The organism is Cereibacter sp. Soil_C_27 (genome assembly GCF_057657095.1).
The window spans coordinates 221,788-240,171 of sequence record NZ_JBDGJD010000003.1 but is presented as its reverse complement, the minus strand read 5'-3'; the positions used below and the strand labels follow the sequence as shown (position 1 = coordinate 240,171).

16 protein-coding genes are annotated in these 18,384 nt (G+C 67.9%); 4 read left to right on the top strand and 12 right to left on the bottom strand.

Annotation, left to right across the window (positions count from 1 at the left end):
* Position 1 precedes the first annotated feature (1 nt).
* From AC3A5Z_RS13150 to AC3A5Z_RS13120, 7 genes are all read right to left on the bottom strand, one after another.
* Positions 2-1,030, bottom strand: coding sequence for a YeiH family protein (locus AC3A5Z_RS13150; RefSeq protein ID WP_487519799.1), 1,029 nt, complete (start codon positions 1,028-1,030; stop codon positions 2-4).
* 1 nt (position 1,031) lies between these two features.
* The gene (locus tag AC3A5Z_RS13145; RefSeq protein WP_487519798.1) at positions 1,032-2,042 is read right to left on the bottom strand and encodes an Ldh family oxidoreductase; all 1,011 of its coding nucleotides are present in this window, start codon (positions 2,040-2,042) and stop codon (positions 1,032-1,034) included.
* Positions 2,043-2,045: 3 nt separating this feature from the next.
* Positions 2,046-2,978 (bottom strand): hydroxyacid dehydrogenase, encoded by a 933-nt coding sequence (locus AC3A5Z_RS13140; protein WP_487519797.1) that lies wholly within the window; start codon positions 2,976-2,978, stop codon positions 2,046-2,048.
* A gap of 12 nt (positions 2,979-2,990) precedes the next feature.
* Entirely contained in the window at positions 2,991-4,976 is a 1,986-nt protein-coding gene (locus AC3A5Z_RS13135) for a tripartite tricarboxylate transporter permease (protein ID WP_487519796.1), read from the bottom strand.
* A gap of 90 nt (positions 4,977-5,066) precedes the next feature.
* Positions 5,067-6,023 (bottom strand): tripartite tricarboxylate transporter substrate binding protein, encoded by a 957-nt coding sequence (locus tag AC3A5Z_RS13130; RefSeq protein WP_136791830.1) that lies wholly within the window; start codon positions 6,021-6,023, stop codon positions 5,067-5,069.
* An 87-nt stretch (positions 6,024-6,110) separates the two neighbouring features.
* Entirely contained in the window at positions 6,111-7,292 is a 1,182-nt protein-coding gene (locus tag AC3A5Z_RS13125) for a UxaA family hydrolase (protein ID WP_107665237.1), read from the bottom strand.
* Between the two features lie 3 nt (positions 7,293-7,295).
* Positions 7,296-7,583: a UxaA family hydrolase gene (locus AC3A5Z_RS13120; RefSeq protein WP_107665236.1), complete on the bottom strand. Its 288-nt coding sequence runs from the start codon at positions 7,581-7,583 to the stop codon at positions 7,296-7,298.
* A 142-nt stretch (positions 7,584-7,725) separates the two neighbouring features.
* On the opposite strand from AC3A5Z_RS13120, the gene AC3A5Z_RS13115 reads away from it, so the two are divergent.
* Positions 7,726-8,427 carry a GntR family transcriptional regulator gene (locus AC3A5Z_RS13115; RefSeq protein ID WP_487519795.1) on the top strand — a complete coding sequence of 234 codons (702 nt, stop codon included), beginning with the start codon at positions 7,726-7,728 and terminating at the stop codon, positions 8,425-8,427.
* 18 nt (positions 8,428-8,445) lie between these two features.
* Here AC3A5Z_RS13115 and AC3A5Z_RS13110 read toward each other — a convergent pair whose 3' ends face one another.
* On the bottom strand, positions 8,446-9,789 hold the full coding sequence (locus AC3A5Z_RS13110; RefSeq protein WP_487519794.1) for a nucleotide sugar dehydrogenase: 1,344 nt from the start codon (positions 9,787-9,789) through the stop codon (positions 8,446-8,448).
* 127 nt (positions 9,790-9,916) lie between these two features.
* On the opposite strand from AC3A5Z_RS13110, the gene AC3A5Z_RS13105 reads away from it, so the two are divergent.
* From AC3A5Z_RS13105 to AC3A5Z_RS13095, 3 genes are read left to right on the top strand one after another with little or no spacing between them, the layout of a single operon-like run.
* Positions 9,917-10,888: a polysaccharide lyase family 20 protein gene (locus tag AC3A5Z_RS13105; RefSeq protein ID WP_487519793.1), complete on the top strand. Its 972-nt coding sequence runs from the start codon at positions 9,917-9,919 to the stop codon at positions 10,886-10,888.
* Positions 10,889-10,892: 4 nt separating this feature from the next.
* Entirely contained in the window at positions 10,893-11,996 is a 1,104-nt protein-coding gene (locus tag AC3A5Z_RS13100) for a glycosyltransferase family 4 protein (protein WP_487519792.1), read from the top strand.
* The gene (locus AC3A5Z_RS13095) at positions 11,993-12,721 is read left to right on the top strand and encodes a polysaccharide deacetylase family protein (RefSeq protein WP_487519791.1); all 729 of its coding nucleotides are present in this window, start codon (positions 11,993-11,995) and stop codon (positions 12,719-12,721) included. The genes AC3A5Z_RS13100 and AC3A5Z_RS13095 overlap by 4 nt, the downstream gene beginning before the upstream one ends.
* 7 nt (positions 12,722-12,728) lie before the next feature.
* Here AC3A5Z_RS13095 and AC3A5Z_RS13090 read toward each other — a convergent pair whose 3' ends face one another.
* From AC3A5Z_RS13090 to AC3A5Z_RS13075, 4 genes are all read right to left on the bottom strand, one after another.
* A complete protein-coding gene (locus tag AC3A5Z_RS13090) occupies positions 12,729-13,184 on the bottom strand; it encodes a cyclic nucleotide-binding domain-containing protein (protein ID WP_487519790.1) in 456 nt (151 codons plus the stop codon).
* Between the two features lie 39 nt (positions 13,185-13,223).
* Positions 13,224-15,947: an ABC transporter transmembrane domain-containing protein gene (locus tag AC3A5Z_RS13085; protein ID WP_487519789.1), complete on the bottom strand. Its 2,724-nt coding sequence runs from the start codon at positions 15,945-15,947 to the stop codon at positions 13,224-13,226.
* Positions 15,948-16,012: 65 nt separating this feature from the next.
* Positions 16,013-17,146, bottom strand: a complete 1,134-nt coding sequence (locus tag AC3A5Z_RS13080) for a glycosyltransferase family protein (RefSeq protein ID WP_487519788.1) — start codon at positions 17,144-17,146, stop codon at positions 16,013-16,015.
* Positions 17,143-18,381, bottom strand: a complete 1,239-nt coding sequence (locus AC3A5Z_RS13075; RefSeq protein WP_487519787.1) for a glycosyltransferase family 4 protein — start codon at positions 18,379-18,381, stop codon at positions 17,143-17,145. Before AC3A5Z_RS13075 ends, AC3A5Z_RS13080 begins: the two co-directional genes overlap by 4 nt.
* Positions 18,382-18,384: the final 3 nt, after the last annotated feature.

The window sequence follows — 18,384 nt, the reverse complement described above, 5'->3', positions numbered from 1 at the left end:
TCTAGGAGAGCATGTGCACGCCGATGAGGATGAAGCTGGCGAGCACCAGCGTCTCGGCCACGATCAGCGCCACGGCGCTGCCGCCGACATCGACCATGCGCGCGAGCGAGGTCTTGATGCCCACCGCCGCGATGGCGACCAAGAGCGCCCAGCGGCTGAGGCTTTCGGCCAGCACCGCGATGCCGGCGGGGATCAGCCCGGCCGAGTTCAGGATCGCCAGCGCCAGAAACCCCATGACGAAGACCGGCAGCAGCGGCGGGCGCCTGGCGTCGGGCGCGGCATCGGCGAGCCCCCCCGCCCGGATCACCAGCGAGAAGATCAGCACCACCGGCGCCAACATCGAGACGCGGATCAGCTTGACCAGCGTCGCCGTCTCGCCAACCTCCGGGCTGATCGAGAAGCCCGCGCCGACCACCTGCGCCACGTCATGGATCGTGCCGCCGAGGAAGACGGCCGACTCCAGCGGGGTGAAGTCGAAGGCCTTCGACAGCGGCGGATAGACCACCATGGCGACGGTGGAGAGCACCGTCACCGACAGCACGGTGAAGGCCAGATTGCGCTCCGACTTGTCGGTGCGCGGCAGGACGGCGGCGATGGCCATGGCGGCGGAGGCGCCGCAGATCGCCACCGAGCCGCCGGTCAGCAGCGCAAGCCGCCAGCCCCGCCCGAAGAGCCGCGCCGCCAGCAGCGCAAAGAGGATGGTGACGACGACGCCCGCGATCACCAGAAGGATCATCCGGCCACCGAGATCGGCGAGCATCTGCACCGAGATCCGCGCACCCAGCAACGCCACGCCGATCCGCAGCACGGTCTTGGCCGAGAACTCCACCCCCGTTACCGTCCGGGTGCCCGGCTCGGCCAGGAAGTTCAGCGCGAGGCCCAGAAGCAGCGCCATCAGCATGGCCGGGGCGCCGTAATGTTCGGCCAGAAACTGCGCGGTCACGGCCACGAGCACGGAGACCGCGATGCCGGGGAAGAGCCCGCGCAGCCGGACGGTATCGATGCGCGGCGCTGTCGTGGTCAGCGCCATCTCAGGCCCCCGGACCGCGGCCGAGCGCGTCGATCTGCGCCAGAAGCGCGTCGTCGACGTCGAGCCCCTTCTCCGCCGCCGCCTGCTTCAGCGTGCCGCGCCGCGCCCCCGGCAGCCGCGTGCCGGGCTCGTCCTCGATCGCCCCGGCCAGATCGTCGATCCGGCTGCGCGCCCGGTCCGAAAAGGCATCCGGGTCCAGCGCGAGGATGAGCTGGCCAACGCCCGGCGGCTCGCCCTTCGCCTCGAAGAAGGAGGATGCCTCGTGGCCGAAGTTCGCGCCCATCAGCCCCGCGGCCAGAAGTTCGACCATCAGCGCAAGCGCCGTGCCCTTGGCATCCCCCATCGGGATCATCGTTCCCGCCAGTGCAGCGACGGGATCGGTGGTCGGCTTGCCTTCCGCGTCGAGCGCCCAGCCTTCGGGGATCGCGCTGCCTTTCTGCTCGGCGGCCATGATCTTGCCGCGTGCCACCTTTGAGAGCGAGACATCCACCACGACGGGCGCCCGCCCGCCGCAGCGCGGGGCGGCGAAGGCGATGGGATCGGTGCCGAACAGCGCCTTGCGCCCGCCCCAGGGCGCCATGGCGGCGGGCGTGTTGGCGAAAAGGAGCGCGACAAGACCGGCCTCGGCCAGCCGCTCCACGGTCACCCCGGCCACGCCGCAGTGATGCGACCGAGCGATGCCCGCGGCGGCGATGCCCTGCTGCGGCGCGGCCTTGACCAGCCAGTCCACCGCCAGATCGAGCGCGGGATAGGCGAAGCCATGCGCTGCATCGACCGCGAAGACCCCCGGGCGCGGGCTGTGGCCGGTGGGCGCGGCATGGCCGTCCACCTTGCCGCTCAGCGCCTGCGCCGCATAGGAGGGCACCCGGCGCAGGCCATGCCCCGCCTGCCCCACCTGCTCGGCCGCGATCAGCGCCCGCGCGACCGAGGCCGCATTGGCGGGGGCGGTGTTGCAGCGCAGCAGCGTCCGCAGCACCAGCTCATGGGCGGCTTCGGTGGTCATCACCGCCATGGGTCAGCCCCTCCCCGCCAGATGGTCCAGCACCTTGCCGGCGATCAGGCTGCTGACGCGGACGTTCGACTCTTCCGTCACGCCCGCAACATGCGGGGTCAGGATCAGGTTCGGCAGGCCGGTGAACTTCTGCCCCGCCTCCGCCGTCAGCGGCTCGGTCTCGAAGACATCGAGCGCGGCGCCCGCCAGCCGGTTCTCCCGGAGCGCCTTGGCCAGAGCCGCCTCGTCGACCACGCCGCCGCGCGCTGCGTTGATCAGGACGGCGTCGGGCCGCATCGCTTCCAGAGCCTTGGCGTCGATGATGTGCCGGGTCTCCGGCGTCAGGGGGATATGCAGGCTCAGCACGTCGGATTGCGCGAGGAGGTCCGCGAAGGAGACGGAGGTGGCCGCGGCCCAGGCGGGGTTGTCGCCGGGCAGATGCGGATCATGCGCGATGACCGTCATGCCGAGCGCCTGCGCGCGGCTCGCCACCTCGCGGGCGATGGAGCCGAAGCCCAGAAGGCCCATGACCCGGCTCGAGAGTTCGGCGCCGATCAGATCCTGACGCGGCCACTCTCCGGCGGCGACGCGGGCCGAGGCGTGGTAGGCGGTGCGCAAGAGGATCATCGCTGTGGTGATGACATATTCCGCCACCGCGAGATCGTTGGCGCCGGTCGCGGGCCAGACGGTGATGCCTCGCGCCTTGCAGGCGGCGAGGTCGATGTTGTCGAGACCAACGCCCAGCCGCCCGACCGCCTGCAGCCGGGGGGCTGCTGCGAGCAGATCGGCATCGACGCGGGTGCGGTTGCGCACGACCAGAACCTCGGTCTCGGCCAAGGCGCCCATCAGATCGGCGCGCCGATCCACCAGATCGGGCTGATAGAGCGTGTCATGGGCTTCGGACAGGCCCGCGACCGCGGCCTCGTCCATGAATTCGGTGATGACGATGCGCGACATGCGGATCCTTTCTCAGAACAGAAGAGCCGGAGGCAGCGGCACGTTCAGCACCCTGTCCAGCGTGACGTAGAAGAGCGTGACCATCACGAAGAGGCTGACCAGATAGGCCGCGAGGCGCGGCATGGTCAGCCGCCCGAACTGGCCAGTCAGCATCAGGAGGACGCAGGCGATCAGCGAGGTGGCGAAGAGCCCGAGATGCGGGAAGATCACCGCCCAGCCCAGCATCGTTGCCGCGAGGACGAACCCCCGCACCGTGCCCTCGGCGCTGCCGCCTTCGGCATTGGTGCCGCCCTGCCCGCGCAGGCTGCGCAGGATCTGCAGGAGCGACAGCAGCGCGAGCGCCGCGCCGATGGCATAGGGGAAGGCCGCGGCCATGACGCTGAGCCCGCTGGCCTGGATCAGCATCCAGACGGCGAGCGCAAGGAAGACGGCTGAGCCGATCAGCCCGGCCCGGTCGATCTGCACCGGCCCGGCGACAGCCCCCTCGCGGACGATCTCGGGTGCGGCCGCGCGGCGGGCGGCCCGCATCCTGAAGAGCGGCAGCATCATGGTGAGCAGGATCAGCGCGAGGATGCCCCAGCTGATCGGGCGGTTGACGAGGAGCTGGCCGAGGAAGTCGCCCCGCGCGCCGCCGATCATCCAGGCCCGCATGAAGCCCTGCTCGGCGATCTGGCCCAGCACCAGCCCCAGCACAATCGGCGAGGCGCCGAAGCCCGCGCGGCCCGCGGCCCAACCGATGATGCCCAGCACGACCATGACCACGACGTCATGCGGATTGGCATGGATGGCGAAACTGCCGATGATCGTCATGAAGGCGATGAGCGGCACCAGCATGGCCTTGGGCACGTTGGTGATGAAGCGGAAGGCATAGCGCCCGACGATCAGCCCGACCGGCAGCATCAGGAGCGTGGCCACGACCAGCCCGGTCATGAAGACATAGACCGTGTCGTCGCCCGACTGGAACAGCGACGGCCCGACCCGGATGCCCTGCACCATCAGCGCGCCCATGATCACCGCATCGGGCGGCGTTCCGGGGATGCCCAGCACCAGGGTCGGAATGAAGCCGCCGCCGACGGTGGCGTTGTTCGAGCTCTCGGTGGCCAGAATGCCGCCCGGCTCGCCCTTGCCGAAATTGTCGGAATTCTTCGAGGCCCGCTTCGCCTCGGCATAGGCGATCAGCGAGGCGATGGAGCCCCCTGCCCCCGGCAGGATGCCGACGAGCGTGCCGATGAGCGATGAGCGGATCAGGTTGAACCAGTTCTTGAGCGAGATGCCGATCGCCTCGAACAGCCGGAAGCCGCGCGCCTCGGCGGGCTCGAGATGCTGGTCGGGGGTCGCCACCATGCCGATCAGCACCGGCAGGCAGTAGAGCCCGATCAGCGCCGCGACGATGTCGATGCCGCCGAGCATGGAGGGCAGCCCGGCGGTGAAGCGCACGTCACCGCCGATGACGGCGACGCCGATCATCGACAGGAAGATGCCGAACATGCCGCCGATCAGCCCCTTCACCAGATTGCCCTGCGACAGCGTGGCGATCAGCGTCAGGCCGAGCAGCGCCAGCCAGAAGTATTCCGTCGACTGGAAGGCCAGCGCCAGCGTGGCGAGCTTGGGCGAGAGGGTGATCAGCAGGATCGCCCCCACCAGCCCGCCGAAGACGCTGGCGATGGTGGCCAGCGTCACCGCAAGGTCGCCGTCGCCGCGCTTGGCCATCGGATAGCCGTCGAAGGTGGTGGCGATGGCGCTCGGCGTGCCGGGCGTGTTCACGAGGATCGCGGCGAAGGCGCCGCCGTAGATCGCCCCGGTATAGATCGCGCCCAGCATGATGAGCCCGGAAGCCGGGTCCATCACGAAGGTGAAGGGGACGAGCACCGCGATGGCCATGGTGGCCGAGAGCCCCGGCAGGGCTCCGACGATGGTGCCCCCCAGAACCCCCAGCAATGCCAGAAGCAGGTTCATCGGGCTCAGCGCTTCGAACAGGATACTTGCTGCATCGGCCATGGTCATCCCCTCTGGCTAGCGACATCGCACACCGGGACCGTCGCGCGCGGGGCGCGCGGCGGCTGGCCCGGAGGGCTCGGGATCGGCGGCTTACTGCTGCGCGCGCAGTTGCTCGGCGATGGCCGTGTAGGCCTCGATCCGTTCGGCCATGAAGGCGTCCATCTCGGCATAGGGCACGTCGATCAGCGCGTAGCCGTCCTTCTCCATCTGCTCGCGGAAGCTCGGGTCGGCGTTGATCTTGCCGATGATGTCCGAAAGCTCGGTCCGCACTTCTTCGGGGGTCGAGGCCGGCACGCCGATCCCGCGATAGGCGCCGCCCACCATGTCGATCCCCAGCTCCTTGAAGGTCGGCACATCCGGGAAGAGCGGATGACGCTCTTCGGTGGCCACGGCCAGAACGCGAGTGGCATCGCCCTGACGCACGGCGACGGTGGTGTAGCCCCAGAGCACATCGACCTCGCCGCCAACGAGCGCCGTCTCGGTCGCGCCGGTGCCGGTGTAGGGGATGTAGGTCGTCTCGACGCCGGTTTCGTTCATGAAGACCTGATTGGCGACATGGTTGGCCGAGTTGGTGGCCGACCCGCCCGCAGTGACGCCGCCCGGCATGGCCTTCGCCGCGTCGATCACGTCCTGCACCGACTGATAGGGGCTGTCGTTGCGGACCATCAGCGCATCTGGGGTGAAGTGGAACATGTAGACGTTGGTGATGTCTTCGGTGGTATAGCCCGGGTCCTGCAGCATCGGCTGCAGCACGATATGCGGCAGGTTGGTGCCCATGATCGTCTGGCCGTCGCCATTAATGCCGTTCAGCCCGGACCAGGCCTGCGCGCCGCCCGCGCCCGGAAGATACTGGATGATCAGATCCTGCCCGGTGAGATCGCGGAAGCGCTGCTGCTGGTAGCGCGCGGTCACGTCGCTTTCGCCACCCGCGTTGAAGGGGATGACATAGGTCACCGGCCCGTCCGGATAGGCCAGGGCCGCTCCGGCAGTTCCCATCAGGGCTAGTGCGGCTGCGCCGATCAGGCGCCGTGTCGTTTGTCCGATCATCTTTCTCTCCTCCCGTGAAGTGTTTGATCCCGTCGGATGCCGAAGGCCTGCCGCGCTCCTCCTCAAAAGCGCGGCAGGCGGCAGCCGTCAGGCGCTGCGGTAGAGCTTGGTCATCGAGAACTCCCGGTGACCGAGGGCCTCGGCTGCGGTCAGGCGGCCATTGGCGGTGCGCATGATCATCTCGATCAGCGAGTCGCCCGCCTGATCGATGGTCATCTCGCGCGTGAGCACGCCGGTCACGTCCACGTCGATATGCTCGGACATGGTGCGCAGCGTGCGCGGGTTGCCGGAGATCTTGATCACCGGCACGATCGGGTTGCCCACCACATTGCCCTGCCCGGTCGGGAAGGTGTGGATCACATAGCCACCCGCCGCCATCAGCGTGACGCATTCCGCCGCCGCCGAAGAGCTGTCCATGAAGTAGAGCCCCGGCCCCTTCTCGGGCGATTCAGCCGGGCCGATCGCGTCGATGTAGGTGGAGGTCTTGCCGATCTTCTCGAGGTTGCCGAGGGCCTTTTCCTCGATGGTCGTCAGACCGCCGAGGATGTTGCCCTTGGTCGGCTGGCTGTCCGACAGGTCCGAGGTCTTGAAGGCCTCGATCACGTCATCCTGATAGGATTTCCAGATCTTCTTGAACTTCGCCGCCGCTTCGGGCGTGGCCGCGCGGGTCTCGCAGATATGCTCGGCCCCGGTGATCTCCGACGTCTCGCCGAAGCAGCCGTAGATGCCGTGCGGCAGCAGCTTGTCATACATGTTGCCGACGGTCGGGCAGGAGGACAGGCCGGTGGTCGTGTCGCTCTCGCCGCATTTGGTCGAGACCCAGAGATCGCTGACCGGGCAATCCTCCTTCTGCAGTTCGGTCGCCCAGTGGACGTATTCCTTGGCCTTCCAGCTGGCCTGACGGATCGTCTCGAAATCGCCCTTCTGCTCGATGGAGAAGCCAGTGACGGGCTTGCCGGTCTTGGCGATGCCGTCGACGATGACCTTGGTCCATTCCGGCTCGATGCCGATCACCACCACGGCGGCCACGTTCGGGTTGGCGCCGGTGCCGATGATGGTGCGGAAGTGCAGGTCGAGGTCCTCGCCGAACTGCAGCCGCCCGTAGGCATGCGGCAGGGCCAGCGTGCCCTTGACGTTGTTGGCCACCGCCTCGCAGGCGGCGTTCGAGATGTCGTCCACCGGCAGGATCAGGATGTGGTTGCGCACGCCGACGCGGCCATTCTCGCGGCGCCAAGCCTTCACGGTCGCGTTGCTGAAATCAAGTGCCATGGCTTACCACCTCTTCGTCTTGCAGTTGTGGGTATGGACATGGCCGCCGACCTCGGCGTCGCCGACCATCTTGCCGATATCCTCACCGTATTTGATGACCGTATCGCCCGCCTTCAGCGGTTTCAGCGCTACCTTGTGACCGATCGGAATGTCGGTCTTCGCCGTCAGGCGGAAATCCGAATTGTCGGCGGTGACGACGCACAGCATGTCGGTGCCGGCGGCCAGATCCTCGACGACGACAACGCCGACGTTGTCCTCGTGATCATGGACCAGAAGTTGCGGAATGCTCAATGACCCCTCCCTTTCGCAGATTGACTGGAACTCCTCGGCAACCTGCCTAACATATACATCTACTCTTATACAAGACTTAATGTATAACGGCTGGCGCAGTGCCCGCAGCGGTGCTAAATGTCTGGAAACACCAGAGGACCGCATGGCGCCGCCGCTTTATCAGACCGTCATCGACTCGATCATCGCCCGGATCGCGGCGGGCGACCTCCTGCCCGGCGGCATGCTGCCCAGCGAGACCCAGCTGGCGCTCGATACCGGCGTTTCGCAGGGCACGGCGCGCAAGGCGCTGATGATGCTGGAGCAACACGGCATTGTGCGCCGCGAGCAGGGGCGCGGCACCTTCGTGACGGCGCGCACGCCGGAGAAGTCGCTGTTCAACTTCTTCCGCCTGCGCCCGAAGGACGGGCGGGTGGTCTCGCCGGTGGTGGCTTCGGAGCGAATCCTGCAGCGCCCGGCGACGGAGGCGGAGCGGGAGGTGCTGCAGGGCGCGCCCGAGCAGGTGACGGAGATCCGGCGCATCCGCTCGCTGCTCGACGTGCCGAGCGTGCTGGAGACATCCGTGGTGTCGAGCGACCTCTTTCCCGGGTTGGAACGCCGCTCTCCCCTGCCCTCTGCGCTCTATGTGCTCTACCAGCAGGCCTATGGCTGCATCATCCTCCACGCCGAGGAGTCGATGGCCGCGGTGCTGTCGACGCCCGACGTGATCGAGGCGCTGCAGCTCCCGGGGCCTACGCCGCTGCTTCAGGTCGACCGCAAGGCACGTGACATCCTCGGCCGGACGGTGGAGATCCGCCACAGCCTCTATCGCACCGACGAGCTGCGTTACGCGATCAAGCTGGACTGACCGGGCGACGCCCCGCCGTCACGCCTTCACGACATGCTCCGCCGAAAGCCCCAGCCGGTCGAAGACATTGCGCGTGTCGACGATCAACGGTGCCCATTGCGCGAGGCTCGCGTAATCGACGCCCGCGTGATCGGTGGCGATCAGCACGGCATCGAAGCCGCGGATCGTCGCCTCGTCCCACGACACCGAGCGCCGGCCCTTCAGCGCGGCATATTCGCGGGTCTGCGGGATCTCGGGCACGAAAGGGTCGTGATAGGCCGCCGTGCCGCCGCGCTCCTCGATCAGCTCGATCAGCTTGAGCGAGGGGCTTTCGCGGATGTCGGGCACATTGCGCTTGTAGGCGAGCCCCATCACCAGAACCCGGCTGCGGCTCAGCGCCTTGCCCGCGCGCCGGTCGAGCGCCTCGGCCAGCCGTCCGACGACATGGCGCGGCATGGCCGAGTTGATCTCGCCCGCGAGCTCGATGAAGCGGGTCGGCAGATCGTATTCACGCGACTTCCAGGTGAGGTAGAAGGGGTCGATCGGGATGCAATGCCCGCCGAGACCGGGGCCGGGATAAAAGGGCATGTAGCCGAAGGGCTTCGTGCTGGCTGCGGCGATCACGTCCCACACGTCAATGCCCATCGCCCCGTAGACGATCTTCAGCTCGTTCACGAGAGCGATGTTCACCGCGCGGAAGATGTTCTCGGTCAGCTTCACCGCCTCGGCGGTGGCGGTGCTCGCCACCGGCACCACCCGGTCGACCGCCGCCGCGTAGAAGGCCTCCACCAGCTGCGCGGCCTCCGGCCCGTCGCCCGCCACCACCTTGGGAATGGTCGAGGTGGCAAAATCCGGGTTGCCCGGGTCTTCTCGCTCCGGCGAATAGCCGAGGAAGAAATCGCTGCCCGAGCGCAGGCCGCCCGCCTCGAGGATCGGGCGCACGATGCCGTCGGTGGTGCCGGGGTAGGTGGTCGATTCCAGCACGATCAGCTGGCCGCGCCGCAGGCTGCGGGCGATGTCGCGGCTGGTGCCGGCGACGAAGGAAAGGTCCGGATCGCGATGCGCGGAAAGCGGCGTGGGCACGCAGATGACGATGACATCGCATTCGGCAAGACGGGCGAAATCGCAGGTGGCCTCCAGCCGCCCAGCCTGCCGCTCGCGAGCCAGCGCCTCCGAGGAAACGGCGGCGATGTAGCTGGCATCGGCCTCGATGGCGACGATCTTCGCCGGGTCGATGTCGAATCCGGTGACGGGGTAGCCCGCCCGTGCCAGCGTGAGGGCCAGCGGCAGCCCGACATAGCCGAGGCCGATCACCCCGGCGCGGGCCTTCCGTCCCTCGATCAGCGCGTGCAAGGCGGCGAAGGCGGAGGCGTCGGATGACATGGCAGGGCACTTTCGGTCAGGGGGCAAGACCACTTGCGAGAGTTCGCCCCACCTGTCAAGTTCTGCCGGACCGACGGAAATCGGGCATCCCGCCCGGTCGCCTCGCCTGAACCAGAGAGTGCGGGACATGCGCCACCTTCTCCTCCGCAGCGCCACGCTGGCCATTGCCCTTGCGGCTCCCCTCGCGGCCTTCGGGCAGAGCCCCGCCGGGACCGATCTCTTTGACGGCTTCGACGCCAGCGGCTTCAGCGAGGCCGGGGGGCTCTATTACCGCGAGAATGCCGAGCAGACGGCGGGAACGGTGGAGTTCCAGCAGGAAACGGTGCTCAATGGCCCCGGTGCGCTGAAGCTGTCGGTCCGGCAGATGTGCCCGGCCAATGCCGAAGGCTGCAGCGAGCGCGCCGAGATCTGGGAGAAGACCGAGCTGCGCGTGCCCTATGACGAGGGCGTCTGGTACGGCTTCGCGCTGAAGTTCGACGACCCGCCGCCCTCGGACGATCACCGCTATGTGATGGCGCAATGGAAGCGCGAGATCGGGCCCGAGGCGGATGGCGATTTCAGCCCCTTCCTCGCGCTGCGGCTGAAGAGCGGGCGGATGTTCTTCACTGCCGAGACCAATTACCACGCACCACCCGAGGGCGCGCCCGAGGCCGTCGCCGGGCAATGCCCCGAAGGCTACACGCCGGTCTGGCTGAGACCCGAGACCAACCAGATGCGGCTCTTGGTGGCGAACGATGCCGAATGGTCCGAGGCGGATGGCGCGGAATTCACCCGCTGCACCGACAATCCCAGAGTGACGCAACGGGGCGGCGCGCTGCCGGTGCCGGGAAGCGGCTGGATCGATTTCGCCATCTACAGCCTGCCCGGGCCGGAGGGCGACGGGCGCATCGAGATCTTCGCCAATGGCGACTGGCTGGTGACGATCGAGGGGCGGATCGGCCATGGCGATCCGGGGCTGGAGGAGAACCAGTATTTCAAGTTCGGCCCCTATCGCGATGCGCGCGAGGGAAACTGGACGCTCTACTATGACGATTTCCGCCGCTCCGCCAGCTGCGAGAGGGTGCTGAAAGACGCTGCCACCTGCGCCGCCCTGCCCTGACGCCATGAAGATCGCCTTCTACGCGCCGCTGAAGTCGCCGCGGCATCCGGTGCCCTCGGGCGACCGGCTGATGGCGCGGCTGCTGATCGAGGCGCTGGAGCTGGCCGGGCATGAGGTGGCGCTTGCCTCGGACCTGCGCGCCTTCCTGCGCGATGCCGAGGATCGGGTGGCCTTCGCCGCGCTGACGCAGGCGGCAGAGGCGGAGCGGGCGCGGCTGGCGGCGGATTGGGCGGCGGGGGGCAAGCCGGATCTCTGGTTCAGCTATCACGGCTATTACAAGTCGCCCGACCTGATCGGCCCGCCACTCTGCCGTGCCCACGGGGTTCCGCTCGTCACCATGGAGAGTTCGCTCTCCGCCCGCCGTGACATCGGCCTCTGGGCCGAGACGCAGGCAATGGTGCGGGCGGCCGTGACCAAGGCGAGGCTCAACCTCTGCCTGACCCGCCGCGACCGGGACGGGCTGGCGGAGGCGGTGCCGCAGGCCGGGCTGGCGCTGGTCGCTCCTTTTCTTGCGGCGGAAGACTGGCTGGCTCTCACGCCCGCCCCGCGTCCGCACCGGCTGATCACCGTGGCGATGATGCGCCACGGCGACAAGTCGCAGAGCTTCGGCCATCTCGCCCGCGCACTGGCGCTGTTGCCGCCGGAACTGCCGTGGAGCCTGTCGGTCATCGGCGATGGCCCTGCGCGGGCCGAGGTGGAGGCGTTTTTCGCCGCTATCCAGCCGGGTCGCCTGTTCTGGCACGGCCAGCGCGACCCGGCCTTCATCGCGGAGGAGCTTAGCTCGGCGGCGCTCTATTGCTGGCCGGGCTGTGGCGAGGCTTACGGGCTTGCGTATCTCGAGGCGCAGGCGGCAGGCGTGCCGGTCGTGGCCTTCGCCACGGCCGGGGTGCCGGAGGTGGTGGCCTCGGGCGAGACCGGGCTGCTGACGCCGGACCGCGACGACCGCGCCTATGCAGCGGCCATCGCGACGTTGCTGGCCGATGAGCCGCGGCGTGCCGCGATGGGCCGGGCGGCGCGGGCACGGGTAACCGCCCGTCACACCCTTGCCGTCGCCGCCCGCCGCCTCGCCGATCTGCTCCGCCCCCTTCAGGAAGGCCCCGCCGGATGACCATTCCCGCCGCGCTGCTTGCTACCCTCGACCGCCTTGCCACCTCGGGCGAGCGCGTCGCCTTCTGGCTGCGCGACGACGATGCGTTCGAGCCGACCCCGGCGCTCGACCGGCTGCTGCAGACGATGCAGGGCCAGCCCTTGACGCTCGCCGTCATCCCGGATCAGACCGGTGCGCCACTGGCGCAGCGGCTGGCGGGGCTGGCAGAGGTGAGCATCGCCGTGCATGGCTGGTCGCACAGCAACCATGCCCCGGCGGGAGAAAAGAGCCAGGAGCTTGGCGCCCATCGCCCGTTGCCGCAGATCAACGGCGAGCTTGGGCGCGGTTTCCAGAAGCTTGCGGGGCTTTTCCCGCAGCAATTCCTGCCGCTGCTGGTGCCGCCATGGAACCGCATCGCGCCCGAGGTGACCGCTGGCCTCGCCGATCTCGGCTTTCGTGCCCTGTCGCTCTTCGGGGCGGACAAGCCTTCGCCCATCGCGCTCTGCAACACGCATCTCGACATCATCGACTGGCGCCGGACGCGCGGTGGACGGGAGGAGGCGGATCTCTGGGCGGATCTCGAGGCACAGATCGCAGCGGGCCGCCGGACGGTCGGCGTGCTCACGCATCATCTGGTGCATGACGCGGCGGCGTGGCGTTTTCTGGACAGGCTCGTGCCGCTCGTGCTGGACCACCCTGCCTGCCGCTGGCACTCGGTCAGCCGATTGGTGGCTCTCGGGGACTAGCCCCGGATCAATGGACCGGCTGCCGGCGGCGCCAGTCCGATTCGCCCTCGGCCCGGGCCAGTTGCTCGCCGAGTGCGCGAATGGTCTCGGCGCTTGATTTCGGGCAGGCCGCCAGCACCTTCATGAAGCAGTCGCGGTTGATCCGCAGCGCCTCGACCGGGGTCACGGCGGTGACGGTGGCGAAGCGGCGATGGTCGGTGACCATGGAAATCTCGCCCACGATGTCGCAGCAGCCACTGCCGGCGCCCTTCACCATGGCGATATCATTGCCCTTCTTGATCTCGACCGTGCCGGAAATGATGACGAATGCGGTGTCGCCCGGATCGCCTTGGCGGAACAGATCCTGCCCGGCGGAGAAGCTCAGCCGGTCGGAGGTATAGGCAAGCAGCCTGAGTTTCGCCGGGTCCATGCCCGCGAACAGATCCAGACTTTGCAGTGCTTTGACTTCGTCGCAAAGGATCATGTCAGTCCCCGCTGTGTCGAACGGTGTGAGCCGATCAAATCATGGTGTGGCCTGCCTTGGCAAGGTGTCATCATGACTCATCACCGCGTCATATGTTCCATCCGCCTTCAGACGCCCGTTTTCAAAGCCGATCACCCGGTCGAAATGGTGCGCGAGATGCGTGTTGGAAAGCACCCAGATCACGCTCGGCCCGTCGGGGTGGCTTTTCAGCATCTCCAGCGTCGCCTCGAGCATCTCTTCCTGCAGCTGCGGATCGACGCCGGCCAGCGGCCGGTTGAAGATGTAATAGCTAGAGCGGCGGATCAGCGCCCGGGCAAGGCTCAGCTTCTGGCGCTGCAGCGCGTTGAGCCGCCGGCCCCCCGGCCCGACATTGTACTCCAGCCCCATGACGATGGCGCCGCGGAACAGCGCCGGGCTTTCGGCGACAAGCTCCGCGCCGATCTCGCGGATCTGGTCCTGCGCATTGCCCTGACGGTTGTTGACCTTCCCGAACAGGATGTTCTCCAGCATGCTGGTCGAGGTCAGGTATTTCTCGGGGTCGTATGGCTCGATCCAGCTGCGCGTTTCGGGGTCGAGCGACTCGTGGAAGCGGCGGCGCGCCACCACGATGCGCTCCCTCAGCTCGTCGTTCAACAGGCCGAAGCGGTAGCGCGGTTCGATGTAGAACAGGCTCAGCAGGATCAGCTTCCGGCGATCGGCCTCGCTCGCCGCGTCGAAACCGTCGCTCACCCGCTGCAGGAGCTGCGCATAGTCCGGCACCTCCTCGGATTTCATGTAGGTCAGCATCTGGAAGAAGGAGTGATCTTCCGGCAGGTCGCTGAACAGTTCCACCGTGTTGCGGGCGAAGTCGTGGCCGATGTCGTAGAGGATCCGCTCGAAGCCGTTCTGGCGCAGCAGGCTCTTGATGTAGGGCCGGTCGAAGACGGTCTGGATCTTCTCCATCGGCACGGTCGCCACGCCGAACATCAGGTTCTCGCCGAGATTGGCCTCGGCGTTGTAGCGGTCGGGATGGAAGGGCACGACGAGGTGCTCGAGATTGCGCTCCTGCAAACGCTGGTGGAAGCGCATGCGCAGGTCGAGGATCTCCTTCGGCAGATCGGGGAACTTCTCGGTGTCCACAATGGAGCGCAGCGCGAAATCGAAGACGTCCTGCGTCAGCCGCGTCACCCCCAGCACGGCCAGCACGGCGCTGACCAGCTCCGCCTCCTCGGAGGCGGGATGCAGGGTGGCATAGTCGATCCAGTCGTCGTTCAGGTCGAAATCCGGGTTGCCCGAACTTTGCGATTCCCGCGTCTCCCAGCGCCGCGCCGCCGCCGCCTTGCCATCATAGCTCGCCCGCCCGGCCGGGGCATGTTTTAGCCCGTAGACCAGATTGTCCATCAGCGTGCCCGAGAAGAAGAAGCTGTCAGACGAAACGTAGGAGACCAGCCGCCCGCTCAGCCGCTCGGGCAGGGAGTGAATGTCGCGCGAGCCGATGCAGATCAGCCCCGCGCTCGGCAGCACGACCCGCCCCAGCGCCTCGGCCAGAGCCTCCGCCTCGCCCGTGGCGCTGCCGAGGAGGGCGACACGCTCGCCCCTGGGGATCTGCAGCGAGATGTTCTCGATGATACGACCGCCATTCTCGTCGTTGACGCCCAGATTGCGCACCGAGAGCGGATCGACCTCCTCGTCGTCGTCCCCCGGCATGCCGGGCTGGTAGAGCAGCGGGTCGGTCATGCCTTCGGCATCGAACTGCTCCACGACCTGCTCGTATTTCACTTGCACGTCCTGCCGCGCCAGATCCCAGTCGATCAGCTCCTTCAGCGGGCCCGGGAGCTCCTTGTAGGCGTTGATCACCGCGACCAGCTGGCCCACGTCGATGCGGCCGGTGATCGTGAGGTAGCCGCCGATTGAGTAGAACAGGAAGGGCGTCAGCTGCGCGAGGAAGTTGTTGATGAATTTGACGAGGAACTTCCACTGATAGATGTCGTAGCGGATCTTGAAGATCCGCCCCAGCCGCGCCGAGATATCGGCACGCTCGAAGTTGCTGGTGTCGTAGGAGTGGATGGTCGAGACCCCCTCGACGATCTCCGACACCCGGCCCGCCAGCTGCCGCGCCGTCAGCTGCCGCTCGCGCCCGAGCACGATCAGGCGGCGGCGCATCCGCGGGATGATGGCGACCTGCAGCGCCGCCATGGCGAAGGCGACGGTGCCAAGCCAGAAATGCTGCATGAAGATGAAGACCAGTGCCGTCAGCGCCTGCCCGCCGAGCAAGGCGGGTTGCACGAAGGCATCGGCGGAGAAGCCGCCCATCGGCTCCACCTCGTCCTTCACCATGCTCGAGACTTCGCCCGCCTTGATCCGCTTGAACTTCTGCGGCGGGAAGCGAAGGATGCGGTCGATCAGTTCGAAGCGCAGGCGGCGCAGCAGCCGCTCGCCCAAGCGGCCCTTGTAGGTGTTGATGTAGAACTTGAAGAGCCCGTTGACGAGCACGAGGGACAGGAAGGTGAGGCTCAGCGCGAGGAGCGAGTCCAGCCGGTCCAGCTCGACGCCGGGAAAGGCTGGCAGCGGGCCGATCAACGGCAGGTCGACATCGAAGGCCATGAAGGGCTGGGTGGCCCCGGGCGTTTCGAACCCGGTGCCTTGGATCGGGCCGTTGACGATCCGCTTCGGCAGGTCGAAGGACAGGTAATAGGGGATCATCGACAGAGCGACGATCACGAGGATCCAGAGCTGCTGTCGTTTGGTATGCGCCCAGATGTAGCGGAATATACTGGTTTCCATGACCGCTTCACCCCTTACCGAACAGCCCCTGTGGGGCCGGCGGCCCCTGCCCCCGAAGGCGCTTCTCAGTCTCTACGAAGCAGACCCCGCAAGAGTTGCGCAGACCGGGCCGCCCCATCCAGGGCAATCGTGCTTTGGGCCGGATCAGGGCCGTCGAGGGCGCGACGGATGGCCAAGGCCATCTGCGCGCCGGACAGGTCGGACTCCTGAAGAACGACCGCACGCTCCCGCGCCGCAAGCCGTGCCGCGCGAAAGGATTGCTCGGTCTCGCCACCCGCTGCGTAGGGAACCAATACACTGCGGCATCCTGCCTGAAGGATGTCGCAGACGGTGTTATATCCCGCTTGCGAGACCGACAGCAAGGCCGAGCCCAGCAGCGCCGGGAAGTCGGATCGGAAGCGGTGGAACTCCAGATGCGACGGCGCCGCAGCCCGCAGCCGGGCCACCTCGGCCTCGGGCAGGTTGGGCCCCGTGACGATGCACCAGCGCCGAAGGTCCGGCAGCCCTTTCGCGGCTTCCATTGCCGCGGCGATCACCCCTGCCCCGACTGCCCCGCCCCCGGCGGAGACGACCACATCGAACTTGTCGGACGACCGCTCCGCCTGCGCTGCCGCCACCAGCCCCGTGTAGCTCACCAGCCCGGAGATTTCGTCGGCGAGCGGGAAGGTTTCCTCGAGCCGGGCCAGCGCCGGATCGCCGTGCACCAGCACCGCGTCGAAATGGGCCTTCAGCAGAGCGACGGTTTCCTCGTCCCGCCCGGGCTTCGCGCGCTCCTGCAGGATGTCGCGCAGCGACGAGACGAGCACCGGCCTCGGCTGCGCCGCGGCAATGGCGTCGAGCAGCGGCAGCAGCTCGAACCGCATCTGCCGGCGACCGAAGGGGAAGGCCTCGATCACCACGGCATCGGGGGCGAACTCGTGGAAGGCGGCAAGCAGTCGGTCGCGTCGTGCCGCCTGAAAAGCCGCATCGACCGGAGTGCCCTCCGCGTCGACGAGGCCAGAGAACCCTTCGCCCGCCGTCGCCACCGCCGGAAGCGCCAGATGCTGCACCTGCGGCCCCGGAAACCCCTCCACCGGCAGGCCGCCGGTCACCACGAGCACCTGCCAGCCGTCCTCTGCCAAGGCCCGGCAGATCCGGCTGGCGCGGGCCAGATGGCCGATCCCGAGCAGGTGCTGGACGTAGAACATCACATGCTTCATCGCGCATTCCATCCGCTCTGGAACAGCGCCTTCAGATGGCGGATGCCCGGAACCATGTCGAAATCCGCCCGCACCCGCGCCTCGGCAGCCGCTCCGAGGCGAGCGCGTTCGGCAGGGTCGCGCATCGCCCGCTCCAGCGCCCGGCTCAGCGCAGCGGGGTCTTCCGGCGGCACCAGACGGGCGGTCTCGCCATCGGTGAAACATTCGCCGATCCCGGAAATGTCGGTCGAGACGCAGGCGAGCCGCTGGCTCGCCGCCTCCACCAGCACATTCGGCAGGCCGTCGCGGTCGCCGTCATCCGTGACGCGGCAAGCGAGCACGAAGAGGTCGGCGGTGCGGTAAAGCTCCAGCACCTCGCGCTGATCCATCGGGCCGCGCCACTCGATCCGATCGGCAAGGCCGAGTGTCCCGGCCAACGCGCGCAGCCGCTCCAGCTCGCTGCCACCGCCGACATGGATCAGCCGCCAGTGCAGCCCTTCGGGCAGGCTCGCCAGCGCCTGCAGGAGGATGTCATAGCCCTTCTTCGGCACGGCACGGCCCACGCTCAGGAGCAGCAAGGGGTCCGAAGGATCGCTGCCGTCGCGGGTCGAGGGCGCCCGCTCCGATGGCGGAAAACGCCCGAGGTCGAGACCGTGGTAGCTCAGATGCACCCGCCCCTCTGGCGACAGCGCAGCCAGCCGGGCGCGACCCGCTTCGGTGCAGGTCACCGTCCAGCAGGCGCTGTGCAGCTTCTGGGTCAGATCCCAGTCGGGGGAGGTCCAGATGTCCTTGGCATGGGCCGAGGCCGACCATGGCAGCCCCGCGATGGCGGCGGCATATTGCGCGACCGAGGCGGGGGTGTGGATGAAATGGGCATAGAGCCAGCCCGCAGGCTCGGGCCATTCGGCCACCAGCACCGCCGCCTGTCCGAAACGGCGCAGCCGATTGCGCGTGGGATCCCGGCGCAGGTCGCCGAGGAAGGCGCGGAACGTGGCGCCGAAACCCGGCCTTTTCGCGCTGCGCCAGAGGCCGCGCAGCACCCGCAGCGGCTCCTCGTGCAGATACTCCGGCAGATAGGCGACCGGCGCGCGGATCTCGTCGTGGATCGGATGGCGCTTGCGGTCGGTCGGGCGCCGCATCGACACCAGCCGCAGGTCGAGCCCCGCCCGCTCCAGCCCCAGCAGCTCCTGCGCGATGAATGTTTCGGACAGGCGCGGGTAGCCCTTGAGGAGCACGACGATCGGCGGCAGGGTCACGGT

Excerpts from the sequence above, each read along its gene's own strand:
- AC3A5Z_RS13150 (WP_487519799.1), bottom strand. The coding sequence starts at position 1,030 with ATGGCGCTGACCACGACAGCGCCGCGCATCGATACCGTCCGGCTGCGC.
- AC3A5Z_RS13145 (WP_487519798.1), bottom strand. The coding sequence starts at position 2,042 with ATGGCGGTGATGACCACCGAAGCCGCCCATGAGCTGGTGCTGCGGACG.
- AC3A5Z_RS13140 (WP_487519797.1), bottom strand. The coding sequence starts at position 2,978 with ATGTCGCGCATCGTCATCACCGAATTCATGGACGAGGCCGCGGTCGCG.
- AC3A5Z_RS13135 (WP_487519796.1), bottom strand. The coding sequence starts at position 4,976 with ATGGCCGATGCAGCAAGTATCCTGTTCGAAGCGCTGAGCCCGATGAAC.
- AC3A5Z_RS13130 (WP_136791830.1), bottom strand. The coding sequence starts at position 6,023 with ATGATCGGACAAACGACACGGCGCCTGATCGGCGCAGCCGCACTAGCC.
- AC3A5Z_RS13125 (WP_107665237.1), bottom strand. The coding sequence starts at position 7,292 with ATGGCACTTGATTTCAGCAACGCGACCGTGAAGGCTTGGCGCCGCGAG.
- AC3A5Z_RS13115 (WP_487519795.1), top strand. The coding sequence starts at position 7,726 with ATGGCGCCGCCGCTTTATCAGACCGTCATCGACTCGATCATCGCCCGG.
- AC3A5Z_RS13110 (WP_487519794.1), bottom strand. The coding sequence starts at position 9,789 with ATGTCATCCGACGCCTCCGCCTTCGCCGCCTTGCACGCGCTGATCGAG.
- AC3A5Z_RS13105 (WP_487519793.1), top strand. The coding sequence starts at position 9,917 with ATGCGCCACCTTCTCCTCCGCAGCGCCACGCTGGCCATTGCCCTTGCG.
- AC3A5Z_RS13100 (WP_487519792.1), top strand. The coding sequence starts at position 10,893 with ATGAAGATCGCCTTCTACGCGCCGCTGAAGTCGCCGCGGCATCCGGTG.
- AC3A5Z_RS13095 (WP_487519791.1), top strand. The coding sequence starts at position 11,993 with ATGACCATTCCCGCCGCGCTGCTTGCTACCCTCGACCGCCTTGCCACC.
- AC3A5Z_RS13090 (WP_487519790.1), bottom strand. The coding sequence starts at position 13,184 with ATGATCCTTTGCGACGAAGTCAAAGCACTGCAAAGTCTGGATCTGTTC.
- AC3A5Z_RS13085 (WP_487519789.1), bottom strand. The coding sequence starts at position 15,947 with ATGGAAACCAGTATATTCCGCTACATCTGGGCGCATACCAAACGACAG.
- AC3A5Z_RS13080 (WP_487519788.1), bottom strand. The coding sequence starts at position 17,146 with ATGAAGCATGTGATGTTCTACGTCCAGCACCTGCTCGGGATCGGCCAT.